The organism is Micromonospora echinospora (genome assembly GCF_014203425.1).
In the GTDB taxonomy this organism is placed as follows: domain Bacteria; phylum Actinomycetota; class Actinomycetes; order Mycobacteriales; family Micromonosporaceae; genus Micromonospora; species Micromonospora echinospora_A.
Window position 1 is genome coordinate 1,160,155 of sequence record NZ_JACHJC010000001.1, and the last position, 18,422, is coordinate 1,178,576.

Below are 18,422 nucleotides of genomic sequence, written 5' to 3' on the forward strand. Positions count from 1 at the left end.
GCCATGGACACTCTGATCTTCGTGCTGTTTCTGTACGTCCTGCTGACCATCCCGGTCTTCGTGGTCCTGATGCTGTTCGCCGCGCTGACCCGTTCGGCGCGGCTGCGGCGGGCCGCCGAGGTGGTCTCGCTGAGCACCTGCGCGGCGTTGCTGGTGCTGACGTTCCAGCGCGCGTTCGAGAAGCCGCTGCTGTGGGTCGTGGTGGTGTTGCTGATCGCGGTGCTGGCCTTCGGCGTGTCGACGATCGTCAGACGTGTCGATGATCGCCAGAGCGGCACCTGAACGGTCCTGACCTCGGGATGGACCGTCCAACTCGTACGGACAGCGCCGGATCGCCTTGTCGATCCTGGGCTGTCGGAATACATCGATGGGACAGCAGGGCTGCGCGGGTTGGACATCGTCCGCTACGGTTCGGATGAAGTGTCCGTCGGTGGGGTGTGTTCGCCTTGCCGCGGGGGAGGGCGCGGCGGAACCGCCGCCACAAGATGACGGAAGGGTGTGAAGCATGGCGTTCGAGGTCAGTGCAGCGACTCTGCACACCGCCGCGAGTGACGTGCGGTCCACGCGCAGCGAGGTTGACGGCGAGCTGAAGAAGCTGTGGAACGTGGTCGACGACCTCGCGATGGCCTGGAAGGGCCAGGCGTCCATGGGCTTCCAGGGCCTGATGAACCGCTGGACCGAGGACACGACCAAGCTGCTGACCGCGATGGACAACATCGCGGACCTGCTCGACAAGTCGGGCACCACGCACCAGGTCAACGACGAAGAGCAGCAGCAGATGCTGGACAAGTTCCACTCTGCTCTGAACCCGTGATCCGCGAAGACAGGCAGAGGAGGAACTGATGAGCATCAAGGTTGACTACGCTGTTCTGGAGAGCAGCAACCAGCAGATGCAGGCCATCTCGCGGATCATCGACGAGAAGCTCGACACGCTGCGGGCGATGCTGACCAAGCTCGAGTGGGAGGGCCAGGACCGGGCCGCCTACCAGCAGCACCAGGCCCAGTGGGACGCCGCCGTGCGGGACATCAACAAGGTCCTGAACGAGATCGGCGGCGCGGTGGGCATCGCGCGCGAGAACTACATGACCACGGAGATGAGCAACTCCAAGGTCTGGGGCAGCTGACCCCGGACCGGTCCACAACGGCTCCGCTCCGGCTCGTGCCGGGCGGAGCCGTCGTGTATTCCGGCATCGTCGTGTATTCCGGCACCGTCGTCGCGCCTCGCGTCGACGGCGCGGCGGCCGGTCAGGCGTCCTGCGGGACGTCCCGTCGGCCGGGGCGCCAGCCGCGTCGCCGGCCGCGTACCAGGATCGGCCGCAGCGTCAGCAGGACGCCGGCGAGCAGCCCGCCGACGACGGCGACCCAGATCGCGACGGTGCGCTGCCACGCCAGCGGGTCGGTGGGCGGCGCCGGCGGCGGCATGGCGCCCAGCGGCGGGTCAGCACGGGTGCCGAGCAGGCTGGTCACCGCCCGGTAGGGGTTGACCATCCCGTAGCCGACGTCGGCGTTGTGCCCGTCGGGCGGGTTGTCGGCGGTGCGGGTCAGCCGGTGGGCGACCTCGGCGGCGCTGATGTCGGGGTGCGCGGCCCGTACCAGCGCGGCGACCCCGGAGACGTACGCGGTGGCGAAGCTCGTCCCGCCCTGCGGCTCGGCCCGGTAGCCGGACCCCTGCGGCGCGGGCCCGACGATGTTCAGCCCTGGGCCGGCGATGTCCACATAGTCCCCGCTGACCGAGCTGCCCACGTGCCCGCCCTGCTCGTCCAGGCCGGCGACGGCGATGACCCCCGGGTACGCCGCCGGATAGGCCGGCCGGTCCTCCCGGTTCTCCTGCCGGTTGCCGGCGGAGGCGACGACCACCACGTCCTTGTCGAGCGCGTACTGCACCGCCGACTTCAGCGCCGGGTCGTCGAGCGTGACCAGGGACAGGTTGATCACGCCGGCGTCGTTGTCGACCGCCCAGCGGATCGCCTTGCCGATCTCGCCCGGCACGTCCGGGTCGAAGTTCTCCTTGTTCTCGGCCAGCACGCGCAGCGGCAGGATGCGGGCCTCCGGCGCGATGCCGGTGTACGGCGAGCCGGTGCCCTCCCGCCCCGCGATGATGCCGGCGACCATGGTGCCGTGACCGACCAGGTCGCACTGGCCCTGGAGCCGGACGAGCTGGTTGAAGTCCTCACCGGGCAGCACCCGCCCGCGCAGCAGGGGATGGGACGGCGAGACCCCGGAGTCGATCACCGCGACGGTGGTCCCCGCGCCCTTGCCGACGCGCCACGCGGCGGCCGGGTCGAGGCGGCTCAGCGCCCACGGCGTCTCGGTGGGCGCGGGACCGCCGGTGGGCCCGCACTTCGGGGCGGCCACCGCGGGCGAGGGCACCGTCAGCGCGCCGCCGAGCAGGGCGGCCACCGCCGTTCCGGAGAGGACGGCCCTGATCCGGTGTCCGGCCCGGACGCGTCGCTCTGTCGCGCCCGGCCGCAAGCTGTCGCGCACGCGGTGAGATTACCGTCGCGCGCGCTCGCGCGGGCGCACGCGGTCGCGGGAACCGGTCACCGGTCGGCGGTGACGTCGCCGGCCGGCTCGGCGGCGAAGAGGGCCAGCAGGGCCCCCACCTGCTGGTCGGCCTCCGCCGGGTGCCGGAAGCGCCCCTTCGAGTTGATCGTGTACTCGTTGCGCCGCCCCACCCGGGTGCGCCGCAGGTAACCCCCGGCCTCCAGATCGGCGACGATGGCCTGGGCCGCCCGTTCGGTCACGCCCACCTCGTCGGCCACGTCCCGCAGCCGCGCGGTGGGGTTACGCGCGATCGCCAGCAGCACATGCCCGTGATTGGTGAGGAAGGTCCAGTTACGGCGGCTCCCGTCCTCACCTGGTGTCGTCGCCATGGTGGTCATGCTATGGCCATTGCGGCGGTCCCCCGAATCGGGACGGGGCCCGGCACGGGAAAGTATGAAATGCGTATCACGAATCTTGACGTGCCCCAGACGTCGTGTGACCGTGAAGTCGCGAGGCCGTACGGCCTGGTCGTTCCCCAGGTAGGCGAGGTGAGGCAGATGACGCCGAGAAGCCCGGAGCAGGCGCTCGCGGAACTGCGCGCCGGTAACCTCCGGTTCGTCACCGGTGTGCCGCAGCATCCGAATCAGGACGCCGGGCACCGGGCGGCCGTGGCCGACGGCCAGCACCCCTTCGCGGTGATCGTCGGCTGCTCCGACTCGCGGCTCGCGGCGGAGATCATCTTCGACCGGGGTCTCGGCGACCTCTTCGTGGTGCGTACCGCCGGGCACACCGCCGGGCCCGAGGTGCTCGGCAGCGTCGAGTACGCGGTCACCGTGCTGGGCACGCCGCTCGTGGTGGTGCTCGGGCACGACTCCTGCGGCGCGGTCCAGGCCGCCCGGGAGGGGGTCCGGACCGGCGCCGCGCCGGCCGGGCACCTGGGCGCGGTGGTGGACGCGGTCTCGCCCAGCCTGCTGCGGGCCGCCCGGCAGGGGATCGAAGACCTCGACGGCATCGTCGACGTCCACATCGCGCAGACCGTGGAGACGCTGCTGGCCCGGTCCGGCGTGCTGGCCGAGCGGGTCGCGGCGGGCCGGTGCGCGGTGGTGGGAATGTCGTACCGGCTCTCCGGCGGCGAGGTGCGGACAGTGGCGCAGGTCCCGGCGCCACTGCCCGCTCCCTCGGCGCCGGCGGACGCGGACGCGGCGCTGGCCAGCTGACCGCGGCGCCGGACGACAGAAGGGGCCGCCCACGGGCGGCCCCTTCTGTCTGCGTCCAGGTCAGAGCATCGACATGTGGACGTGGTCGGTGTGGTTCGACGGTCCGCTGTACGAACTCCAGCCGGTGGCCGGGAACCAGATCTGCCGGTTCCAGATGACGTAGTAGATGCCCAGCCGGTCGGCGTTGCGGATGAGGAAGGCGGCCACGTCGTTGCCGTACTTGCGGGTGTCGTTGTTGTGCCAGGGCGCGAACCCGCTGCTCTGCAGCGACCAGTCGCACGCCTTGCCCTTGGGGTGCTCCCACGGCCCGCCCGGCCGGTAACAGCCCACGAAGCGCGTATAGCCGGCGCGCCGGACCTCCTTGTAGGCGTGCAGCGTCCGCGGCGTGACGCAGCCCGAGGTGGTCGGGTCTTTCTCGCTGCACGACTCGGCCTTCCAGCCGCCGTCGCCGGTGCGGCCGGGGCCGATCTTGGCGACCGGTGAGGTGGCGTCGACCAGGCCGCCGGTGAAGCCGAGGCCGCCGACGAGCTTGAGGGCGCGCTCGGCCTGCACCTTCTCGCGCTCCATCGCGTTCTTCTGCTTCTCCTGCTCGCGCACCTCGGCGTCGAGCGCGATCTTGGCCTGCTCGGCGCGGGTCTTGACCGCGTTGATGGCGGCCAGGCGCTGCGCGTTGAGCAGGTTCAGCTCGTCCAGGGCGTTGACGCGGCGGACGAACGAGTCGGGCGAGTTGCTCTCCAGCAACATCGCCATCGCGCCCATCCGGCCGGTCCGGTAGGACTGGGCGGCGAGTTGGTTGACCTGCGGGCTGAGCGCCTCGAGTTCGGCCTGTGCCGTCTGCACCTCGGCGGCCAGCCGACGCTGGCGGTCCTGCGACTTGGCCAGCTTCGCCTTCGCCTGGAGGAAGGCGCGGTTGGCGGTGTCGATCGCCTCGGTGATGAGCGGTGGTTCGCCGTCCTCCTCGTGCCCGGACGGCTTGTTCGGGGCCGCCGCGGCGGGGGCCGCCGTCGCCGCGTTCGGCCCGGCCAGCACTGCCAGCGAGGCCAGCACGGCCACCAGGGGTGTCAGCCAGCGGCGCAGGGGTGGCGTCACAGTGTTCCCTTCCGTCGGCCGCCGACCGGGTTAGCTGACGGGTTCGGGACGGAAGTGGCCCCTACCGCTCGCGCGGATTCACCCCATGTACCTGGTTCCCCGGCTCGCCCGCAGGCGATTGGGCGGCGGCACCGCTGGCGCCGGTGCGCGCCTTCGGCGGTGACCGGCAGCGAGGTTACCCGACAGCACTCCTGCGGATCTACGTCCGGAAGCCGACCAATAGCGAGATTTCGCCGTGGCCCGCCGTGACCAGCATCGCGTTTGAAATCGATGGTCACCGTGCGGAGTTTCACCATGTCGCCTCCGTACTCCTTCCGCCGCCGAGCGCCTCCAGCGCGTCGTCGCGTCCGGCCGGCGGACGGGGCGCGGGGGCCGCCGGCTCCGCGCCGGTCGCACGCCGTCCGGCGGTGGTCACGATCGCGGCGAGTGCGGTCGTCAGCGGTACGGCCGCGATCAGGCCGAGCGTGGCCACCGCGCTGCGGACGATCTCCTGGGCGAGGAACTCGCTCGTGAGGATCTGGCTCACCGGGCGGGAGTCGGCGACCAGCAGGAGCAGGAGCGGCAGCGAGGCGCCCGCGTACGCCAGCACGATGGTGTTGACGGTGGACGCGATGTGGGCCCGGCCGACGCGGGTCGCCGCCCGGTAGAGCTGCCGCCGGGACAGTCCCGGGTTGGCGTGCGCGAGTTCGGTGACGGTGGCCGCCTGGGTGACGGTGACGTCGTCCAGCACGCCCAGCGAGCCGATGATGATGCCCGCCAGCAGCAGCCCGTGCAGGTCCACGTCGGCCCGGAACATGGACAGGGTGGTGGCGTCCTCGCTGCCGAAGCCGGTCAGGTGGGTGGCGGACGTGGCGAGCAGGCCGAGCACGCCGGTGATCACCAGGCTGCCCAGCGTGCCGAGCACCGCCACCGACGTCTGCGCGGTGATCCCGTGCGTCAAATAGAGCACCACGAACATGATCAACGCGGCGCCCACGATCGCCACCAGCAGCGGCGGCTGGCCGCCGCCGATGCCGGGAAGCACGAAGCCGAGCAGGATCGCGAAGCTGGCCACCAGGCCGCCGAGCGCGGCGAGTCCGCGCCAGCGCCCGAATGCCACGATCGCGGCGGCGAAGAGCACCAGCAGCCAGATCAGCGGGGTGCCGCGCTGGTGCTCGGCGATGTTGTAGGACTTCACCGACGGGTCGGCCGGGTCGATCAGCTCGACCAGGACGATCTTGTCGCCGACCTCGACCCGTGGTGCCCCCGGCCCGGCCGGCAGCGGCGTCTCGACCTGCCGGCCCGTGTCCGGGCCCTGCTCGGCGGTGACCGTCGCGGTGCCGCAGGGGCCGCCCGCGCCCTCCGGGGCCTCCGGGGTCGGCGGGCAGGGTTCGGTGACCACCCGGGTCACGGTGCCGTGGTAGCGGGGGACGTCCGCGCCGCCGACCGGCTCCCGGTCCTGCCGGGGCCAGAGCACCAGCGCCGCGATCACGGTGAGCGCGAACAGCGGTACCACCACGGCGACGAGCAGCCGCCGTACGCCCGGTGGCGTGGGCGGTGCGGGGCGGGTGTGGTCGGCACCCAAGGCGTCTCTCCCAACGGTCGCGGCGACGCCTGGTCCGCCGGACCGGTCTGGTCACCGGGCCGGCGCGGACGTGTCGACCACGTCCGGGTCGTCGCCCCGACATGGTAGGCAGCCCGGCTGGGCGCTCCCGGGCACCGTGGCCGGGGACGCGCGGCCCGCGCGGTCAGGCCAGGCCGGCCCGGCGTCGCCGGTACTCGTCCTCGTCGATCTCGCCGCGCGCGTACCGCTCGTCGAGGATGCGCCGGGCCGTGGTCGGCCCGGACTGCTGCGGGCCGGTCCACCGCACGGCCAGCCAGAGGAGCCCTGCCAGCACCACCAGCACCGCCAGGGACCAGATCCACATCCAGCCCATCATCGGGCTCTGCCACATCATCGGGCCGCCCTCCGTCCGTCACCGCGGGTCCGCCGGGCCGGCCTGCCCGCCACTTCGACGGTACGGCCGCGCGGGCGTGTCGGGTCGGGCCGGCGGGCCCGGTCCGGTGGGCCGGAGGTCCCGCTCAGCCGCGCTTCATCAGGCGACCGACGGCGGCCATCATCTCGGTCGCCATCTCGTCGGCCCGGCCCTCGGCGGCGCCCTCGTGCATGCAGTGCCGCGCGTGCCCGTCGAGCAGGCCGAGGCCGACCTTGTCCAGCGCCGCCTGGATGGCCGAGATCTGGGTCAGCACGTCGATGCAGTAACGGTCGTCCTCGACCATCTTCTCGATGCCCCGGACCTGACCCTCGATGCGGCGGAGCCGGGCGAGGAGTTGGTCCTTGCTGGCGGTGTAGCCCCGGGTCGGGCTGGACGGCGCGGTCATGAAAACGAGGATACCGTACCCCTCGGGGGTATGCTAACGTGTCGACAGTACCCCCAGGGGGTATAAGATCGGAGGGCGACATGGAGAGCACCTACCAGGTGAGCGGCATGACCTGCGGCCACTGCGTCAACTCGGTGAGCACCGAGCTGAACGCGCTTCCGGGCGTCAGCGACGTCCAGGTCGACCTGGCCACCGGCCGGGTCACCGTCACCAGTCAGAACCCGCTGGACGCGGACGCCGTCCGGGCGGCGGTCGACGAGGCCGGCTACGACCTCGTCGGTGCGTGACGGGTCCACGGACCCGCGGGAACGAGGAGAAACCATGAACACGGCGACGAAGCTCAGCGGCTTCGCGCTCGGCCTCGTGGCGGTCTTCGGCGCGGCGTACGGGATCGGCAACCTGGCCGACCCCGTCGCCCCGGCCGCCGAGACCCGCCACGACGACAGCGACAGCGACCACGGGACCGGCGACACCGGTCACGGAGACGAGAGCCAGGCGGGCGGCGCCGCCGCGCACCTGCCCGGCGGGCTGCTCGTCTCCGAACGCGGCTACACGCTCCAGCCCGCCACCGCGGCGGCCGGACAGTTCGCCTTCCGGATCACCGGCCCGGACGGCGCGCCGGTCACCCGCTTCGAGGTGGCCCACGACAAGCGCATGCACCTGATCGTCGCCCGCCGAGACCTCTCCGGGTTCCGGCACGTCCACCCGGAGATGACCGGCGACGGCACCTGGCGGGTCGCCTCCCCGCTCGACGGCCCCGGGGTCTGGCGGGCGTTCGCCGACTTCACGCCCGAAGGCGGCGAGCCGCTGACGCTCGGCCTGGACGTCACGGTCCCCGGTGAGCTGGCCGCCCGGCCGCTGCCGGCGCCGGCCACCAGCACCACAGTCGACGGCTACACCGTCACCCTGACCGGCACGCCGGAGCCGGGCCGGACCAGCCGGCTCACGCTCTCCGTCAGCCGCGACGGGCGGCCGGTCACCGACCTGCAGCCCTACCTCGGCGCGTACGGGCACCTGGTGGCGCTGCGGCAGGGCGACCTGGCGTACCTGCACGTGCACCCGGAGGGCACGCCCGGCGACGGGCGCACACCGGCCGGTCCGGCGATCACGTTCGCCGCGGAGGTGCCCTCGGCCGGGGCGTACCGTCTCTACCTGGACTTCCGGCACGGCGACGCGGTGCACACGGCCGAGTTCACAGTCCTGGCCGGCGACCGGACCGCGCCGGTGCCCACCGCGCCGGCACCCACCACCGCACCGACCCCGGACGCCGGACACGGCACGCCGGGGCACGGGCACAGTTGAGCGCCGGAGGTGCCGCGATGACTGCCACGGGAAAGGCGCTGCCCACCGCGCCGAACCTGATCGAGCTGGCGATCGGCGGGATGACCTGCGCGTCCTGTGCCGCCCGGATCGAGAAGAAACTCAACCGGATGGACGGCGTCGAGGCGACTGTGAACTACGCCACCGAGAAGGCCACCGTCCGGTACGCCGACGACATCGCGCCGGCCGACCTGATCGCCACCGTCGAGAAGACCGGCTACACCGCCGTGGTGCCGCCCCCGCCCGAGCAGGCGGCCGCAGCGGCCGGGGAGCCGGTGGACGAGCTGCGCACCGCGCGTACGCGGCTCTGGGTCTCCGCCGTGCTCACCGTGCCGGTGATCGTGCTCGCCATGGTTCCGGCCTGGCAGTTCGACTACTGGCAGTGGGCCTCGCTCACGCTGGCCGCGCCGGTCGTGGTCTGGGGCGGGCTGCCGTTCCACCGCGCCGCCCTGGTCAACCTGCGGCACGGCGCGGCGACCATGGACACGCTCGTCTCGCTCGGCACGCTCGCCGCGTTCGGCTGGTCGCTCTGGGCGCTGTTCCTCGGCGACGCCGGCATGCCCGGGATGAAGCACCCGTTCAGCCTCGACATCACCCGGGGCGACGGCGCCGGCAACATCTACCTGGAGGCCGCCGCCGGGGTGACCGTGTTCATCCTGGCCGGGCGGTACTTCGAGGCCCGTTCCAAGCGCACCGCCGGGTCGGCGCTGCGCGCCCTGCTCGAACTCGGGGCCAAGGACGTCGCGGTGCTGCGCGACGGCCAGGAGGTCCGGGTCCCGGTCGACCGGCTCGCGGTCGGCGACCGGTTCGTGGTCCGGCCCGGCGAGAAGGTCGCCACCGACGGCGTGGTCGAGGAGGGCACCTCGGCCGTCGACGCCAGCATGCTCACCGGCGAGTCGGTGCCGGTCGAGGTGGGGCCGGGCGACACGGTGGTCGGCGCGACGGTGAACGCCGGCGGCCGGCTGGTCGTCCGGGCCACCCGGGTCGGCGGCGACACCCAGCTCGCCCAGATGGCGCGGCTGGTGGAGCAGGCGCAGACCGGCAAGGCGGCCGTGCAGCGGCTCGCCGACCGGATCTCCGGCGTCTTCGTGCCGATCGTGATCGCGCTGGCTGCCGGCACGCTCGGCTGGTGGCTCGGCACCGGCTCGGGTACGACCCCCGCGTTCACCGCCGCGGTGGCCGTGCTGATCATCGCCTGCCCGTGCGCGCTCGGCCTGGCCACGCCGACCGCGCTGCTCGTCGGTACCGGACGCGGCGCGCAGCTCGGGGTGCTGATCAAGGGGCCGGAGATGCTGGAGTCCACCCGCCGGGTGGACACCGTGGTGCTGGACAAGACCGGCACCGTCACCACCGGCCGGATGGCGCTGGCCGAGGTGCTGCCCGCCGACGGCGAGGACGCCGCCGAGCTGCTCCGGGTGGCCGGCGCGCTGGAGGCCGCCTCCGAGCACCCGATCGCCCGGGCCGTCGCCGAGGGCGCGGCCGAGGCCGGGCCGCTGCCGCCGGTCGGCGAGTTCGCCAACGCCGAAGGGCTCGGCGTGACCGGCACGGTCGAGGGCCGGACCGTGGTGGTCGGCCGGGCGCGGCTGCTGCGCGAGCGGGGTCTCGACGTACCCGAGGAGGTCGCGCGGGCCGCGACCGGCGCGGAGGCGGCGGGCCGGACGGCGATCCTGGCCGGCTGGGACGGGCGGGCCCGGGGCGTGCTCGCGGTGGCCGACGCGGTGAAGCCGACCAGCCGGACGGCCGTCGCCCGGCTGCGTGAGCTGGGGCTCACACCGGTGCTGCTCACCGGCGACAACGCCACGGTGGCGAAGGCGGTGGCCGCCGAGGTCGGCATCGACGAGGTGATCGCGGAGGTGCTACCCGCCGAGAAGGTCGCGGTGATCGAGCGGCTGCAGGGCGAGGGCCGGGTGGTCGCGATGGTCGGCGACGGGGTCAACGACGCCGCCGCGCTGGCCCGGGCCGACCTCGGGCTGGCCATGGGCACCGGCACCGACGCGGCCATCGAGGCCGCCGACCTGACGCTGGTCCGGGGTGACCTGACCGCGGCCGTGGACGCGATCCGGCTCTCCCGGCGCACGCTGGCGATCATCAAGGGAAACCTGTTCTGGGCGTTCGCCTACAACGTGGCGGCGTTGCCGCTCGCGGCGGCCGGGCTGCTCAACCCGATGCTGGCCGGGGCGGCGATGGCCTTCTCGTCGGTCTTCGTGGTGGGCAACAGCCTGCGGCTGCGGCGTTTCCGCCCGATCGGGTGAGGGGATTGGGCGGGCGGCCGACGGGGTAACCAGTTGTCGTCAGGCAATCGCATCAGTGGAGGTCATGATGGGTCTCGACGACAAGATCGACAACACTTCCCAGGACGCCGCGGGCAAGGTCAAGGAGGGCGTCGGCCGGGCCACGGACAACGAGCGCCTGGAGGCCGAGGGCCGCAACGACCAGGCCGGCGCCAAGCTCAAGCAGGCCGGCGAGAAGATCAAGGACGCCTTCAAGAGCTGACGTACGCGCAGTGCACGTCGCCGGGCCGGCCCTTTCGGGCCGGCCCGGCGTGCCGTACCGGTCAGTGCCGCACCCGGTAGCGGACGTGCGTGACAGCGGGTGACGCCACCACCTTCTCCGGCTCCAGCACCACGTCGAGCGGCCCGTCGAACAGCGGTGTGCCGCCGCCCAGCACGATCGGCACCACGTGCAGCCAGAGCGAGTCGAGCTGCCCGTCGGTCAGGTACCGGCGTACCGTGGCGCCGCCACCGGCCACGCAGACCCGCCCGTCGCCGGCCGCCGACCGGGCCCGCTCCAGCGCCGCCCCGGGGCCGTCGGTGACGAAGTGGAACTCCGTGCCGCCGTTCATGACCAGCGGTTCCCGTGGGTGGTGGGTCAGCACGAACACCGGGGTCCGGAACGGCGGATCGTCGCCCCACCAGCCGGTCCACCCGAGGTCCCACGGACCCTCGCCGCCGCCGAACATGCGCCGGCCCATCACGTACGCGCCGACGCCCCCGGTCATCTCCTCGATCACCTCGGCGTCCGGGTTGCGCTCCCCGCCCTCCTGGCCGTGCTGCGCGCGCCAGCTCTCGGTGGCGAACGCCCACTCGTGCAACCGCAGGCCACCACGGCCCAGCGGGTCCGCCAGGCTCTGGCCCGGCGCCGCCACATAGCCGTCCAGCGACACCGACATCTGACTGGTCACCTCTCCCATGGAGGGTGGACCGCAGTGCGCGCGGCAACTCATCGGTCAGGCCAGGCGGGCGGCGCGGGCCTGGAGGTAACGGCGCTCCGGCAGGCTGGTGGTGGCCCGCGCGGCGGCCAGGTACGCGGCCCGCGCGTCCGACCGGTCCCCGGCCAGGTCGAGCAGATGCGCGCGGACGGCGGCGAGCCGGTGGTGGCCGGCGGTGCGGCCGTCGGCGTCGAGCGGCTCCAGCAGCGCGAGCCCGGCGCGCGGGCCGTCCACCATGGCCACCGCGACCGCCTGGTTGAGCGTGACCATCGGATTCGGCGCGATGTGGGCCAGCACCCGGTAGAGCGCGACGATCTGCGGCCAGTCAGTGGTCTCGGCGGAGGGGGCCTCCGCGTGCACCGCCGCGATGGCCGCCTGCACCTGGTACGGCCCCGGCGACGACCAGGTCAGCGCCTCGGTCACCAGCGCCACCCCCTGCGCGACGGCGTCCCGGTCCCACCGGCCGCGATCCTGCTCGGCCAGCGGCACCAGTTCGCCGTCCGGGCCGGTACGCGCCGCCCGGTGCGCGTCGGTGAGCAGCATCAGCGCCAGCAACCCGGCCACCTCGCCGTCGTCCGGGAGCAGCCGGCGCAGTTCCCGGGCCAGCCGGATCGCCTCGGCGGTCAGCTCCGCCCGGTGCAGCGCCTCGCCGCTCGACGCCGCGTACCCCTCGTTGAACACCAGGTAGAGCACGCGCAGCACAGCGCCCAGCCGCTCGTCGCGGTCGGCCGGCGAGGGCAGCGTGAAACGCGCGCCGGCCGCCTCGATCCGCTGCTTCGCGCGGCGGATCCGCTGGCTCATGGTCGCCTCCGGCACCAGGTACGCGCGGGCGATCTCGGCAGTGCTCAACCCGCCCACCGCACGCAGCGTGAGCGCGATCTGCGCGCTGACCGGCAGCGCCGGATGGCAGCAGAGGAACAGCAGCTTCAGCGTGTCGTCCCCGCTCGGCGGCTCCTCGTCGGGGGGCGGCGCGACAGTCGCGTACGCCGGCTGCCGGACCGCCACCGCGACCTCGCGTGCCCGGCGGGCGTGCTCACGGCGCCACTCGTCGGTGAGCCGGCGGGTGGCCACTATGACCAGCCACGAGCGGGGGTGGTTTGGCAGGCCCTGCTCGGGCCACTGGACGGCGGCGGCGAGCAGCGCCTCCTGGACGGCGTCCTCGCAGGCGTAGAACTGGCCGTGCCGGCGCACGAGCACGCCGAGGACCTGCGGTGCGAGTTCGCGTAGCAGGTCCTCGACCGCCCGCGAGGTCACATCTCCGTCCCGGCCTGCTCCATCACCGCGCGCACCTCCAGCACGCCGAAACCGTGCCGCACGTCCGGCCAGCGCGCGGCGATCTCGGCGGCCCGCTCCGGGGTCTCGCAGTCGACCGTCAGGTAGCCGGCGAACTGCTCCTTGCTCTCCACGAACGGCCCGTCGGTGATTTCAGTGCCGCCGGAGGCCGCCGGTCGTACCGTCCGGGCCTGCGACGGGTGGGCCAGCGCCTCTCCGCCGACCAGCTCACCGGACTCGGTCAGCTCCTTCATGATCTCGTCGACCTCGCCGAAGATCGCGTTGCGTTCCGCCTCGGACAGCTCCTCCACGAAGCCGGGCCGGTTCCAGATCAGCAGCATGTACTTCACTGTGCACTCCTCAGGTCCGGGGCCACCCTCGGTGGCGCCTCGCAGACGGGTCGGAGCCGGTCCGCCCGAACCGACATCATCGGCCAGGAAGTCAGCGGACCCCGCGCACCGGGCGGCGCGCCGCGCGTCCCGGATCGAGTGAGGCGCGGTCGGCCGCGCTGGTGCCGGAGACCCAGCCCTGTTCGTCGCGCACCTGGAGCCGGTGCCGCGTGGTGCCGGGAAAGAGCTGGTCGACGCGTTCCCGGACGGCGTCCGAGCGGGCCGCGAGCACCGGCAGCAGCCGGTCGTCGTCGCTCTCCTCGGCCGCGACCGCGCTCGCCTCGCGCAACCGGTCGCCGATCCGCAGCGCGAACGCGTTGAGGAACGACTCGTCGTAGCCCTTGGTGCGCCGTCCGCCGGCCTTGCCGCGCTCACCCCGGCCGCGCAGCATCGCGGCGGTGGCCTGCACCAGCAGCGAGGTGTGCAGCAGCTCTACCGCGGCCAGGTCGGCCGGGAAGCCGAGCACCGTGGCGAAACCCAGGTCGTCGGACCAGACCGACTCGCACCGGTTCGCCGCCGCCACCTCCTGGACCAGCAGCGCCTTCGCCGCCGCGTACGGGGCGTCGACGCCGATCCGGACCCCGCCCGGAGCACCGGACCGCTCGGCGGCGGCGTCGAGCAGCGCCGCGTCGATGCTGTGCCGGGCCATCAGCTCCTGCGCCTTCGCGGTGAACGCCTCCGCCTCGGCCGGATAGGCGGTCGACTCGGCCTTGGCGAGCAGCGCGCGTACCCGGTCGAGCATCCGGGAACCGCTCGGCGTCGCGGCGGCGCGTGGGACGGCGGCCGAGCCCGGCGGGGGCCGCAGCACCGCGATCGGCGGCAGCCCCGCCACCAGGACGAGCGCGTCGACGGCGTCCCGCAGCGCGGTGATCCGGTCGCCGTCGGCGCGCCGGTCCAGCCAGCCCGCGTCGTCGTCCCAGCGGGCGCCGGCCTCGGTGAGCTGCGCGTCGAACCACTCCGGGACGGGCGCCGGCAGGGTGCGCCGCTGCGCGGCCATGGCGTCGCGCAGCAGGCGGGCCCCGCGCGGGGTCAGCCGCCGGGTGGCGAGCCGGTCCAGGTCGGCGGGCTGCCAGCCGCGTGGCCAGAGCCGGCCCACGTCCCGGGTCAGCCGGGCCAGCAGCGCCGCGTCCACCGCGGCGCCGTCGGCCACCACCAGCCCGTCGAGGGCCCGTTCGGCGGCGCGTACGTCGGTGCCGCGCGCCGTCGCCACGGCGTCGTCGAGCAGTCGGTCGGCTGGTGACACGGGTGGCTCTCCCTGAACTCCGGCAGGCGGCCTCTCGCTCACCCCGACACCCGACGGTACCCGGCCCGCCCGTTCAACCTTCCCGGCCCGGCGTCCGTACTCCTGCCCGAGCGGGTGGGGGCGACGGACGGAGACCGACGTGGGCGGGCGTGACCGAGGGCTGCACCGGCGACGGCGGAGGCCGCGATCCGGGCGGATCCTGGCGGTGGTCCTGGTCGGGGCCGTGCTCGCCGCCGGCGGGTACGCGGCCCGGCACGCGGACCTGCTGGACCGCGTCGACGTGCGGCGGACCGTGCAGGCGGCGGCGCCGAGCGCGCCCGCGCCGGACGCGCGTCCCTCGCCGACGGCGGTGCCGACGCCGGTCCCGGCGGCCGGACGGGTGGCCCCCGGCATCGGCTACCCGCCCCGGGGCAGCGGCGCGTTCCGCACCGCCGACACCGTCGGCGCGGTGGCCGGGCGCTCCGGCGAACTGCTGCGCTACCGGGTCGCCGTCGAGGACGGCATCCGCAACGTGGACGTGGAACGCTTCGCCCGCGAGGTCGCGGCGACGCTCGCCGACCGGCGGGGCTGGACCGGCGACGGCCGGTGGCGGCTGCAACGGGTGGGCCGCGACGACAGGGCCGACTTCACAGTGCTGCTCACCACGCCGGTGACCCGGGGGCGGCTCTGCGGCGACCCGAGCGACAGATACACGTCCTGCCGCAACGGCGACCAGGTGGTGATCAACGTGGCCCGCTGGGTGTACGGGGTGCCGCACGTCACCGACCTCGACCGCTACCGGCAGTACCTGCTCAACCACGAGGTCGGCCACCGGCTGGGCCGGGGACACGAGCGCTGCCCCCGGGCCGGCGGTCCGGCGCCGGTGATGGTGCAGCAGACGCTCGGGCTGCACGGGTGCACGCCGAACCCGTGGCCGATCGTGGACGGCGAACCGCTCGCCGGGCCGCCCGGCCAGTACGACGACCCGATCCCGGCCGGCGACCGCTGAGCCCTCGCCAGGCGGCCGCCCCGGCCGTCAGCGGGAGAACGCGGCCCAGATGTTCTTGGTGGACCCGGTGGCGTACCAGCCGACGTCGAGCGAGACCGACTGGGCCAGGAACAGTCCGCGCCCGCCCGAGTCCGTCGGGCTGATGTCGGTCAGCTCCGGCACCGAGCTGACGTCGTGGTCGGCCACGTCGAGCAGGAACCGGTCGTCGGTGGTGAGCAGCGTGATGATGGTGGGCGGGCGGCCGTGCCGCAGCGCGTTGCTGGCCAGTTCGGTGGCGACCAGCACGACCAGGTGCGGCACCTCGTCCAGGTCCTCACCCTGCACCAGGCCGTGCCGGTTCAGCGCGTCGCGCAGCGAGGCGCGCAGGACGCGCAGATCCTCCGGGGAGTCGAGCACCCACCGCTCCAGCTCCGAGGCCTGTGGCGGCGGCGGCGAGGTGCGCAACTGTCCCATGATCTGGCTTTACCCTGCGTAGCCGTTCGTTAAGCAGTCACCGTCGCAACAGCGCGAACACTCCCCACCCCATGTACTCGCGCTGGAAGCGGAGGTACCGCAGCGGGTCCTCGGTCAGCTCCCGCCGCAGCTCCGGGGCCAGTTCGTCGTCCGGATTGGCGTCCAGCCAGCGGCGCAGGTTCAGCCAGTGCGCGGCCGCGTACCGGTCCCAGCTGTCCTGGTCGGCGAGGACCATCTCGACCAGGTCCCAGCCGCACTCGCCGAAGAGCCGCACCAGGCCGGGCAGGTCGTGGAACTCGTCCCGGGACCGGGCGTGCGAGCCGGTGACCGCCTCCTCGTCCGGCGGGTCCCGCCGCCAGTAGGGCTCGCCGACCAGCGCCATGCCGCCGGGCCGCAGCGCCCGGTCGAGCAGTTCCAGCGTGCCCGGCACCCCGTCGCCGATCCAGGTCGCCCCGACACAGGCCGCCACGTCGACCGGCCGCTCCGGTGAGTACGCCGCCGCGTCGCCGTGCACGAACCGTACGTGCTCGGCCACGCCCAGTTCCGAGGCGCGTTCCCGGGCGGCGGCGGTGAAGGCGCTGCTGATGTCGACGCCGGTGCCGGTGACCCCGTGGTCGCGGGCCCAGGTGCAGAGCAGCTCGCCCTTGCCGCTGCACAGATCCAGCAGCTCGTCGCCCGGTCGCAGCCGGATCGCGCGGCCCAGCGTGGCCAGCTTGACGTCGTCGAACGGGTTGAGGATCCGCAGGTCGCCCTCGCGGATGGTGAAGCTGCGCGGCAGGTCCGGTGCTGTCATTCGGGGAGCGTGCGCCGCCCGGCCGACGGCGGCAACCGATTTGCGTCTGTGCTGCTCCGGGTCTCCTGCGGTACGGTCACGACATGGTGGTCGAGGAACACTGGTGGAACGGCGTCAACAACCCTCGCGGACGGCGTGACGTCTACATCTGCACCGACGGAAGCCAGTGGCAGGTCCAGGCACAGATCGGCGGGGCGTCCGGCCGGTCCAAGATCCAGCAGTGCCCGAGCCGTGGCTCGGCGAGCATCCTGGCGGGGGCGTGGCGCGCGAGTGGCTCCGGCTGGCGGGCGATGCCCCGCTGAGCGGGCGGTCAGTCGCGAGGGCCGTGCACCGCGCGGTGCACAAGTGACTCGGCGACCTCACGCAGCTTGCGGTTGGAGTCCTGCGACACCCGGGCCAGGATGGCGAACGCCTCGTCGGCCGAGCAGCGCCGCTGACCCATGATGATGCCCTTGGCCTGTTCGATCACGGCCCGGCTCTGCATGGCCTCCTGCATCTGCTGAGCCAGCGTCGCGGTGCTCTCGTAGAGGTGGACGTTCGCCAGCGCGATGGCGGCGTATCCGGCCAGCGTCTGCGCCAGTTCGACCTGCTCGTCCAGGACACCGGGCGCCGCGCCGTAGATGTTCAGCGCGCCGACCATCGCCTCCTGGATGGGCAGGCCGACCGACAGCGAGCTGGCCGCACCCGCCCCGTGCGCCCGGGCCGCCCACTCCGGCCAGCGGCTCTCCGCCGACATGTCGGGCACCAGCATCGCGGTGCCGGTGGTGGCGGCGTCCAGGCACGGACCGCGGCCGTGCGCGTACTGCCACTCGTCGAGGGTCAGCGCCAGCTCGCCGGTGTACGCGGCGGTGTGCGCCCGGGTGCCCTGGACCAGGGTCACCGACACCTCGGCGGTGCCGGGGAGGGTGTCCTTGGCGACCTGCGCGATGGTCGACAGCACCACGTCCAGGTCGACCTCGTCGTACTTGATCCGAGCGAGCCTGATCAAGGCGGCGGCGAGGTCGGGGTGGGCGTGCGGCATGAGCTGTGACGTCCTCGTGGAAGCGGCGCCGGTGGGGGCGACGGGACGTGCCGACCGGTCGTGGGCGGCGGGCAGCGCGGGCCGATCGACGACCTCGAACGCGGCAAGCTTGCCGGTGACGTCGAGGACGCGTCGGACCACAGGCGAGAGCCGGCGCAGGACCAGGCGGCGACCGTGCTCGGCCAGCAGCCGCCGGGGGCAGTTCGTTGTCGATCGCGTTGCCGATCCAGGAGGCGGTGACCGGGGCGCTGAACCTCTACGGCAGCTCGGCCCACGCCTTCGACCAGTCGTCGATCGACCTGGCGGAGGAGTTCGCCGCGTACGCGGCCGTCGCGCTCGCCAACGCGCACCTCTACGAGAGCACCTCGACGCTGGCCCAGCAGATGCGCGAGGCGATGCGCAGCCGGGCCGTGATCGAGCAGGCCAAGGGCATCATCATGGGCCAGCGGCGCTGCTCGGCCGACGAGGCGTTCACCCTGCTCGCCAAGCTCTCCCAGGACACCAACCGCAAACTGCGCGACGTCGCCGAGGCGCTTGTCGCCCGCGCCGTCGAGCGCTGAGGTCCGCGCCCCTGTCCGGTAGGC

23 protein-coding genes, 1 pseudogene and 1 riboswitch are annotated in these 18,422 nt (G+C 73.6%); of the genes and pseudogenes, 11 read left to right on the top strand and 13 right to left on the bottom strand.

Annotation, left to right across the window (positions count from 1 at the left end; genetic code table 11):
- The first annotated feature begins 3 nt into the window (after positions 1 to 3).
- The 3 genes from FHU28_RS05625 (at position 4) to FHU28_RS05635 (ending at position 1,124) form a co-directional block, all read left to right on the top strand.
- Positions 4 to 282, top strand: a complete 279-nt coding sequence (locus FHU28_RS05625) for a hypothetical protein (RefSeq protein WP_184681552.1) — start codon at positions 4 to 6, stop codon at positions 280 to 282.
- 223 nt (positions 283 to 505) lie between these two features.
- A complete protein-coding gene (locus tag FHU28_RS05630; RefSeq protein ID WP_184681556.1) occupies positions 506 to 814 on the top strand; it encodes a WXG100 family type VII secretion target in 309 nt (102 codons plus the stop codon).
- Between the two features lie 28 nt (positions 815 to 842).
- Entirely contained in the window at positions 843 to 1,124 is a 282-nt protein-coding gene (locus tag FHU28_RS05635) for a WXG100 family type VII secretion target (protein WP_043327076.1), read from the top strand.
- Positions 1,125 to 1,245: 121 nt separating this feature from the next.
- On the opposite strand, the gene mycP is transcribed toward FHU28_RS05635, so the two are convergent.
- Positions 1,246 to 2,484, bottom strand: coding sequence for a type VII secretion-associated serine protease mycosin (gene mycP / locus FHU28_RS05640; protein ID WP_311773522.1), 1,239 nt, complete (start codon positions 2,482 to 2,484; stop codon positions 1,246 to 1,248).
- A gap of 56 nt (positions 2,485 to 2,540) precedes the next feature.
- Positions 2,541 to 2,882 carry a helix-turn-helix transcriptional regulator gene (locus tag FHU28_RS05645; RefSeq protein ID WP_184681560.1) on the bottom strand — a complete coding sequence of 114 codons (342 nt, stop codon included), beginning with the start codon at positions 2,880 to 2,882 and terminating at the stop codon, positions 2,541 to 2,543.
- Positions 2,883 to 3,041: 159 nt separating this feature from the next.
- Here FHU28_RS05645 and FHU28_RS05650 point away from each other — a divergent pair, with 159 nt between their 5' ends.
- A complete protein-coding gene (locus FHU28_RS05650) occupies positions 3,042 to 3,701 on the top strand; it encodes a carbonic anhydrase (RefSeq protein ID WP_184681563.1) in 660 nt (219 codons plus the stop codon).
- Positions 3,702 to 3,761: 60 nt separating this feature from the next.
- On the opposite strand, the gene FHU28_RS05655 is transcribed toward FHU28_RS05650, so the two are convergent.
- The 4 genes from FHU28_RS05655 to FHU28_RS05670 form a co-directional block, all read right to left on the bottom strand.
- Complete coding sequence (locus FHU28_RS05655; RefSeq protein ID WP_184681566.1) at positions 3,762 to 4,790, bottom strand: coiled-coil domain-containing protein; 1,029 nt, start codon at positions 4,788 to 4,790, stop codon at positions 3,762 to 3,764.
- A gap of 4 nt (positions 4,791 to 4,794) precedes the next feature.
- Positions 4,795 to 4,925: riboswitch (cyclic di-AMP (ydaO/yuaA leader) on the bottom strand.
- 154 nt (positions 4,926 to 5,079) lie between these two features.
- On the bottom strand, positions 5,080 to 6,354 hold the full coding sequence (locus FHU28_RS05660; protein ID WP_184681569.1) for a YibE/F family protein: 1,275 nt from the start codon (positions 6,352 to 6,354) through the stop codon (positions 5,080 to 5,082).
- A gap of 163 nt (positions 6,355 to 6,517) precedes the next feature.
- A complete protein-coding gene (locus tag FHU28_RS05665; protein ID WP_184681572.1) occupies positions 6,518 to 6,727 on the bottom strand; it encodes an SHOCT domain-containing protein in 210 nt (69 codons plus the stop codon).
- A gap of 124 nt (positions 6,728 to 6,851) precedes the next feature.
- Complete coding sequence (locus tag FHU28_RS05670; RefSeq protein ID WP_013283780.1) at positions 6,852 to 7,151, bottom strand: metal-sensitive transcriptional regulator; 300 nt, start codon at positions 7,149 to 7,151, stop codon at positions 6,852 to 6,854.
- Between the two features lie 80 nt (positions 7,152 to 7,231).
- On the opposite strand from FHU28_RS05670, the gene FHU28_RS05675 reads away from it, so the two are divergent.
- The 4 genes from FHU28_RS05675 (at position 7,232) to FHU28_RS05690 (ending at position 10,964) form a co-directional block, all read left to right on the top strand.
- A complete protein-coding gene (locus FHU28_RS05675; protein WP_184681575.1) occupies positions 7,232 to 7,438 on the top strand; it encodes a heavy-metal-associated domain-containing protein in 207 nt (68 codons plus the stop codon).
- A 34-nt stretch (positions 7,439 to 7,472) separates the two neighbouring features.
- Positions 7,473 to 8,453: a hypothetical protein gene (locus FHU28_RS05680; protein WP_184681577.1), complete on the top strand. Its 981-nt coding sequence runs from the start codon at positions 7,473 to 7,475 to the stop codon at positions 8,451 to 8,453.
- Positions 8,454 to 8,470: 17 nt separating this feature from the next.
- On the top strand, positions 8,471 to 10,723 hold the full coding sequence (locus FHU28_RS05685) for a heavy metal translocating P-type ATPase (RefSeq protein ID WP_184681579.1): 2,253 nt from the start codon (positions 8,471 to 8,473) through the stop codon (positions 10,721 to 10,723).
- Between the two features lie 67 nt (positions 10,724 to 10,790).
- Complete coding sequence (locus tag FHU28_RS05690) at positions 10,791 to 10,964, top strand: CsbD family protein (RefSeq protein WP_116511121.1); 174 nt, start codon at positions 10,791 to 10,793, stop codon at positions 10,962 to 10,964.
- Between the two features lie 61 nt (positions 10,965 to 11,025).
- On the opposite strand, the gene FHU28_RS05695 is transcribed toward FHU28_RS05690, so the two are convergent.
- From FHU28_RS05695 to FHU28_RS05710, 4 genes are all read right to left on the bottom strand, one after another.
- Positions 11,026 to 11,661, bottom strand: coding sequence for a dihydrofolate reductase family protein (locus FHU28_RS05695; protein ID WP_184681581.1), 636 nt, complete (start codon positions 11,659 to 11,661; stop codon positions 11,026 to 11,028).
- A 36-nt stretch (positions 11,662 to 11,697) separates the two neighbouring features.
- Entirely contained in the window at positions 11,698 to 12,933 is a 1,236-nt protein-coding gene (locus FHU28_RS05700; RefSeq protein WP_184681583.1) for an RNA polymerase sigma factor, read from the bottom strand.
- Entirely contained in the window at positions 12,930 to 13,292 is a 363-nt protein-coding gene (locus FHU28_RS05705) for a YciI family protein (protein ID WP_221453590.1), read from the bottom strand. Before FHU28_RS05705 ends, FHU28_RS05700 begins: the two co-directional genes overlap by 4 nt.
- Positions 13,293 to 13,392: 100 nt before the next feature.
- Positions 13,393 to 14,583: a DUF2786 domain-containing protein gene (locus tag FHU28_RS05710; protein WP_184681585.1), complete on the bottom strand. Its 1,191-nt coding sequence runs from the start codon at positions 14,581 to 14,583 to the stop codon at positions 13,393 to 13,395.
- 139 nt (positions 14,584 to 14,722) lie between these two features.
- On the opposite strand from FHU28_RS05710, the gene FHU28_RS05715 reads away from it, so the two are divergent.
- Positions 14,723 to 15,571, top strand: coding sequence for a DUF3152 domain-containing protein (locus FHU28_RS05715; RefSeq protein ID WP_311773523.1), 849 nt, complete (start codon positions 14,723 to 14,725; stop codon positions 15,569 to 15,571).
- A 27-nt stretch (positions 15,572 to 15,598) separates the two neighbouring features.
- Here the strand turns inward: FHU28_RS05715 and FHU28_RS05720 are convergent, their stop codons facing one another.
- Both FHU28_RS05720 and FHU28_RS05725 read right to left on the bottom strand, forming a co-directional pair.
- A complete protein-coding gene (locus tag FHU28_RS05720; protein WP_184681587.1) occupies positions 15,599 to 16,024 on the bottom strand; it encodes an ATP-binding protein in 426 nt (141 codons plus the stop codon).
- 37 nt (positions 16,025 to 16,061) lie between these two features.
- Positions 16,062 to 16,817 (bottom strand): class I SAM-dependent methyltransferase, encoded by a 756-nt coding sequence (locus FHU28_RS05725; RefSeq protein WP_184681589.1) that lies wholly within the window; start codon positions 16,815 to 16,817, stop codon positions 16,062 to 16,064.
- 83 nt (positions 16,818 to 16,900) lie between these two features.
- On the opposite strand from FHU28_RS05725, the gene FHU28_RS05730 reads away from it, so the two are divergent.
- Positions 16,901 to 17,119: a hypothetical protein gene (locus FHU28_RS05730; RefSeq protein ID WP_073825840.1), complete on the top strand. Its 219-nt coding sequence runs from the start codon at positions 16,901 to 16,903 to the stop codon at positions 17,117 to 17,119.
- Positions 17,120 to 17,127: 8 nt separating this feature from the next.
- Here the strand turns inward: FHU28_RS05730 and FHU28_RS05735 are convergent, their stop codons facing one another.
- Positions 17,128 to 17,838 carry a GAF and ANTAR domain-containing protein gene (locus FHU28_RS05735; protein ID WP_116503672.1) on the bottom strand — a complete coding sequence of 237 codons (711 nt, stop codon included), beginning with the start codon at positions 17,836 to 17,838 and terminating at the stop codon, positions 17,128 to 17,130.
- A 185-nt stretch (positions 17,839 to 18,023) separates the two neighbouring features.
- On the opposite strand from FHU28_RS05735, the pseudogene FHU28_RS05740 reads away from it, so the two are divergent.
- Positions 18,024 to 18,398 (top strand): annotated as a pseudogene (locus FHU28_RS05740) (ANTAR domain-containing protein); the annotation flags it as partial.
- Between the last annotated feature and the right edge of the window lie 24 nt (positions 18,399 to 18,422).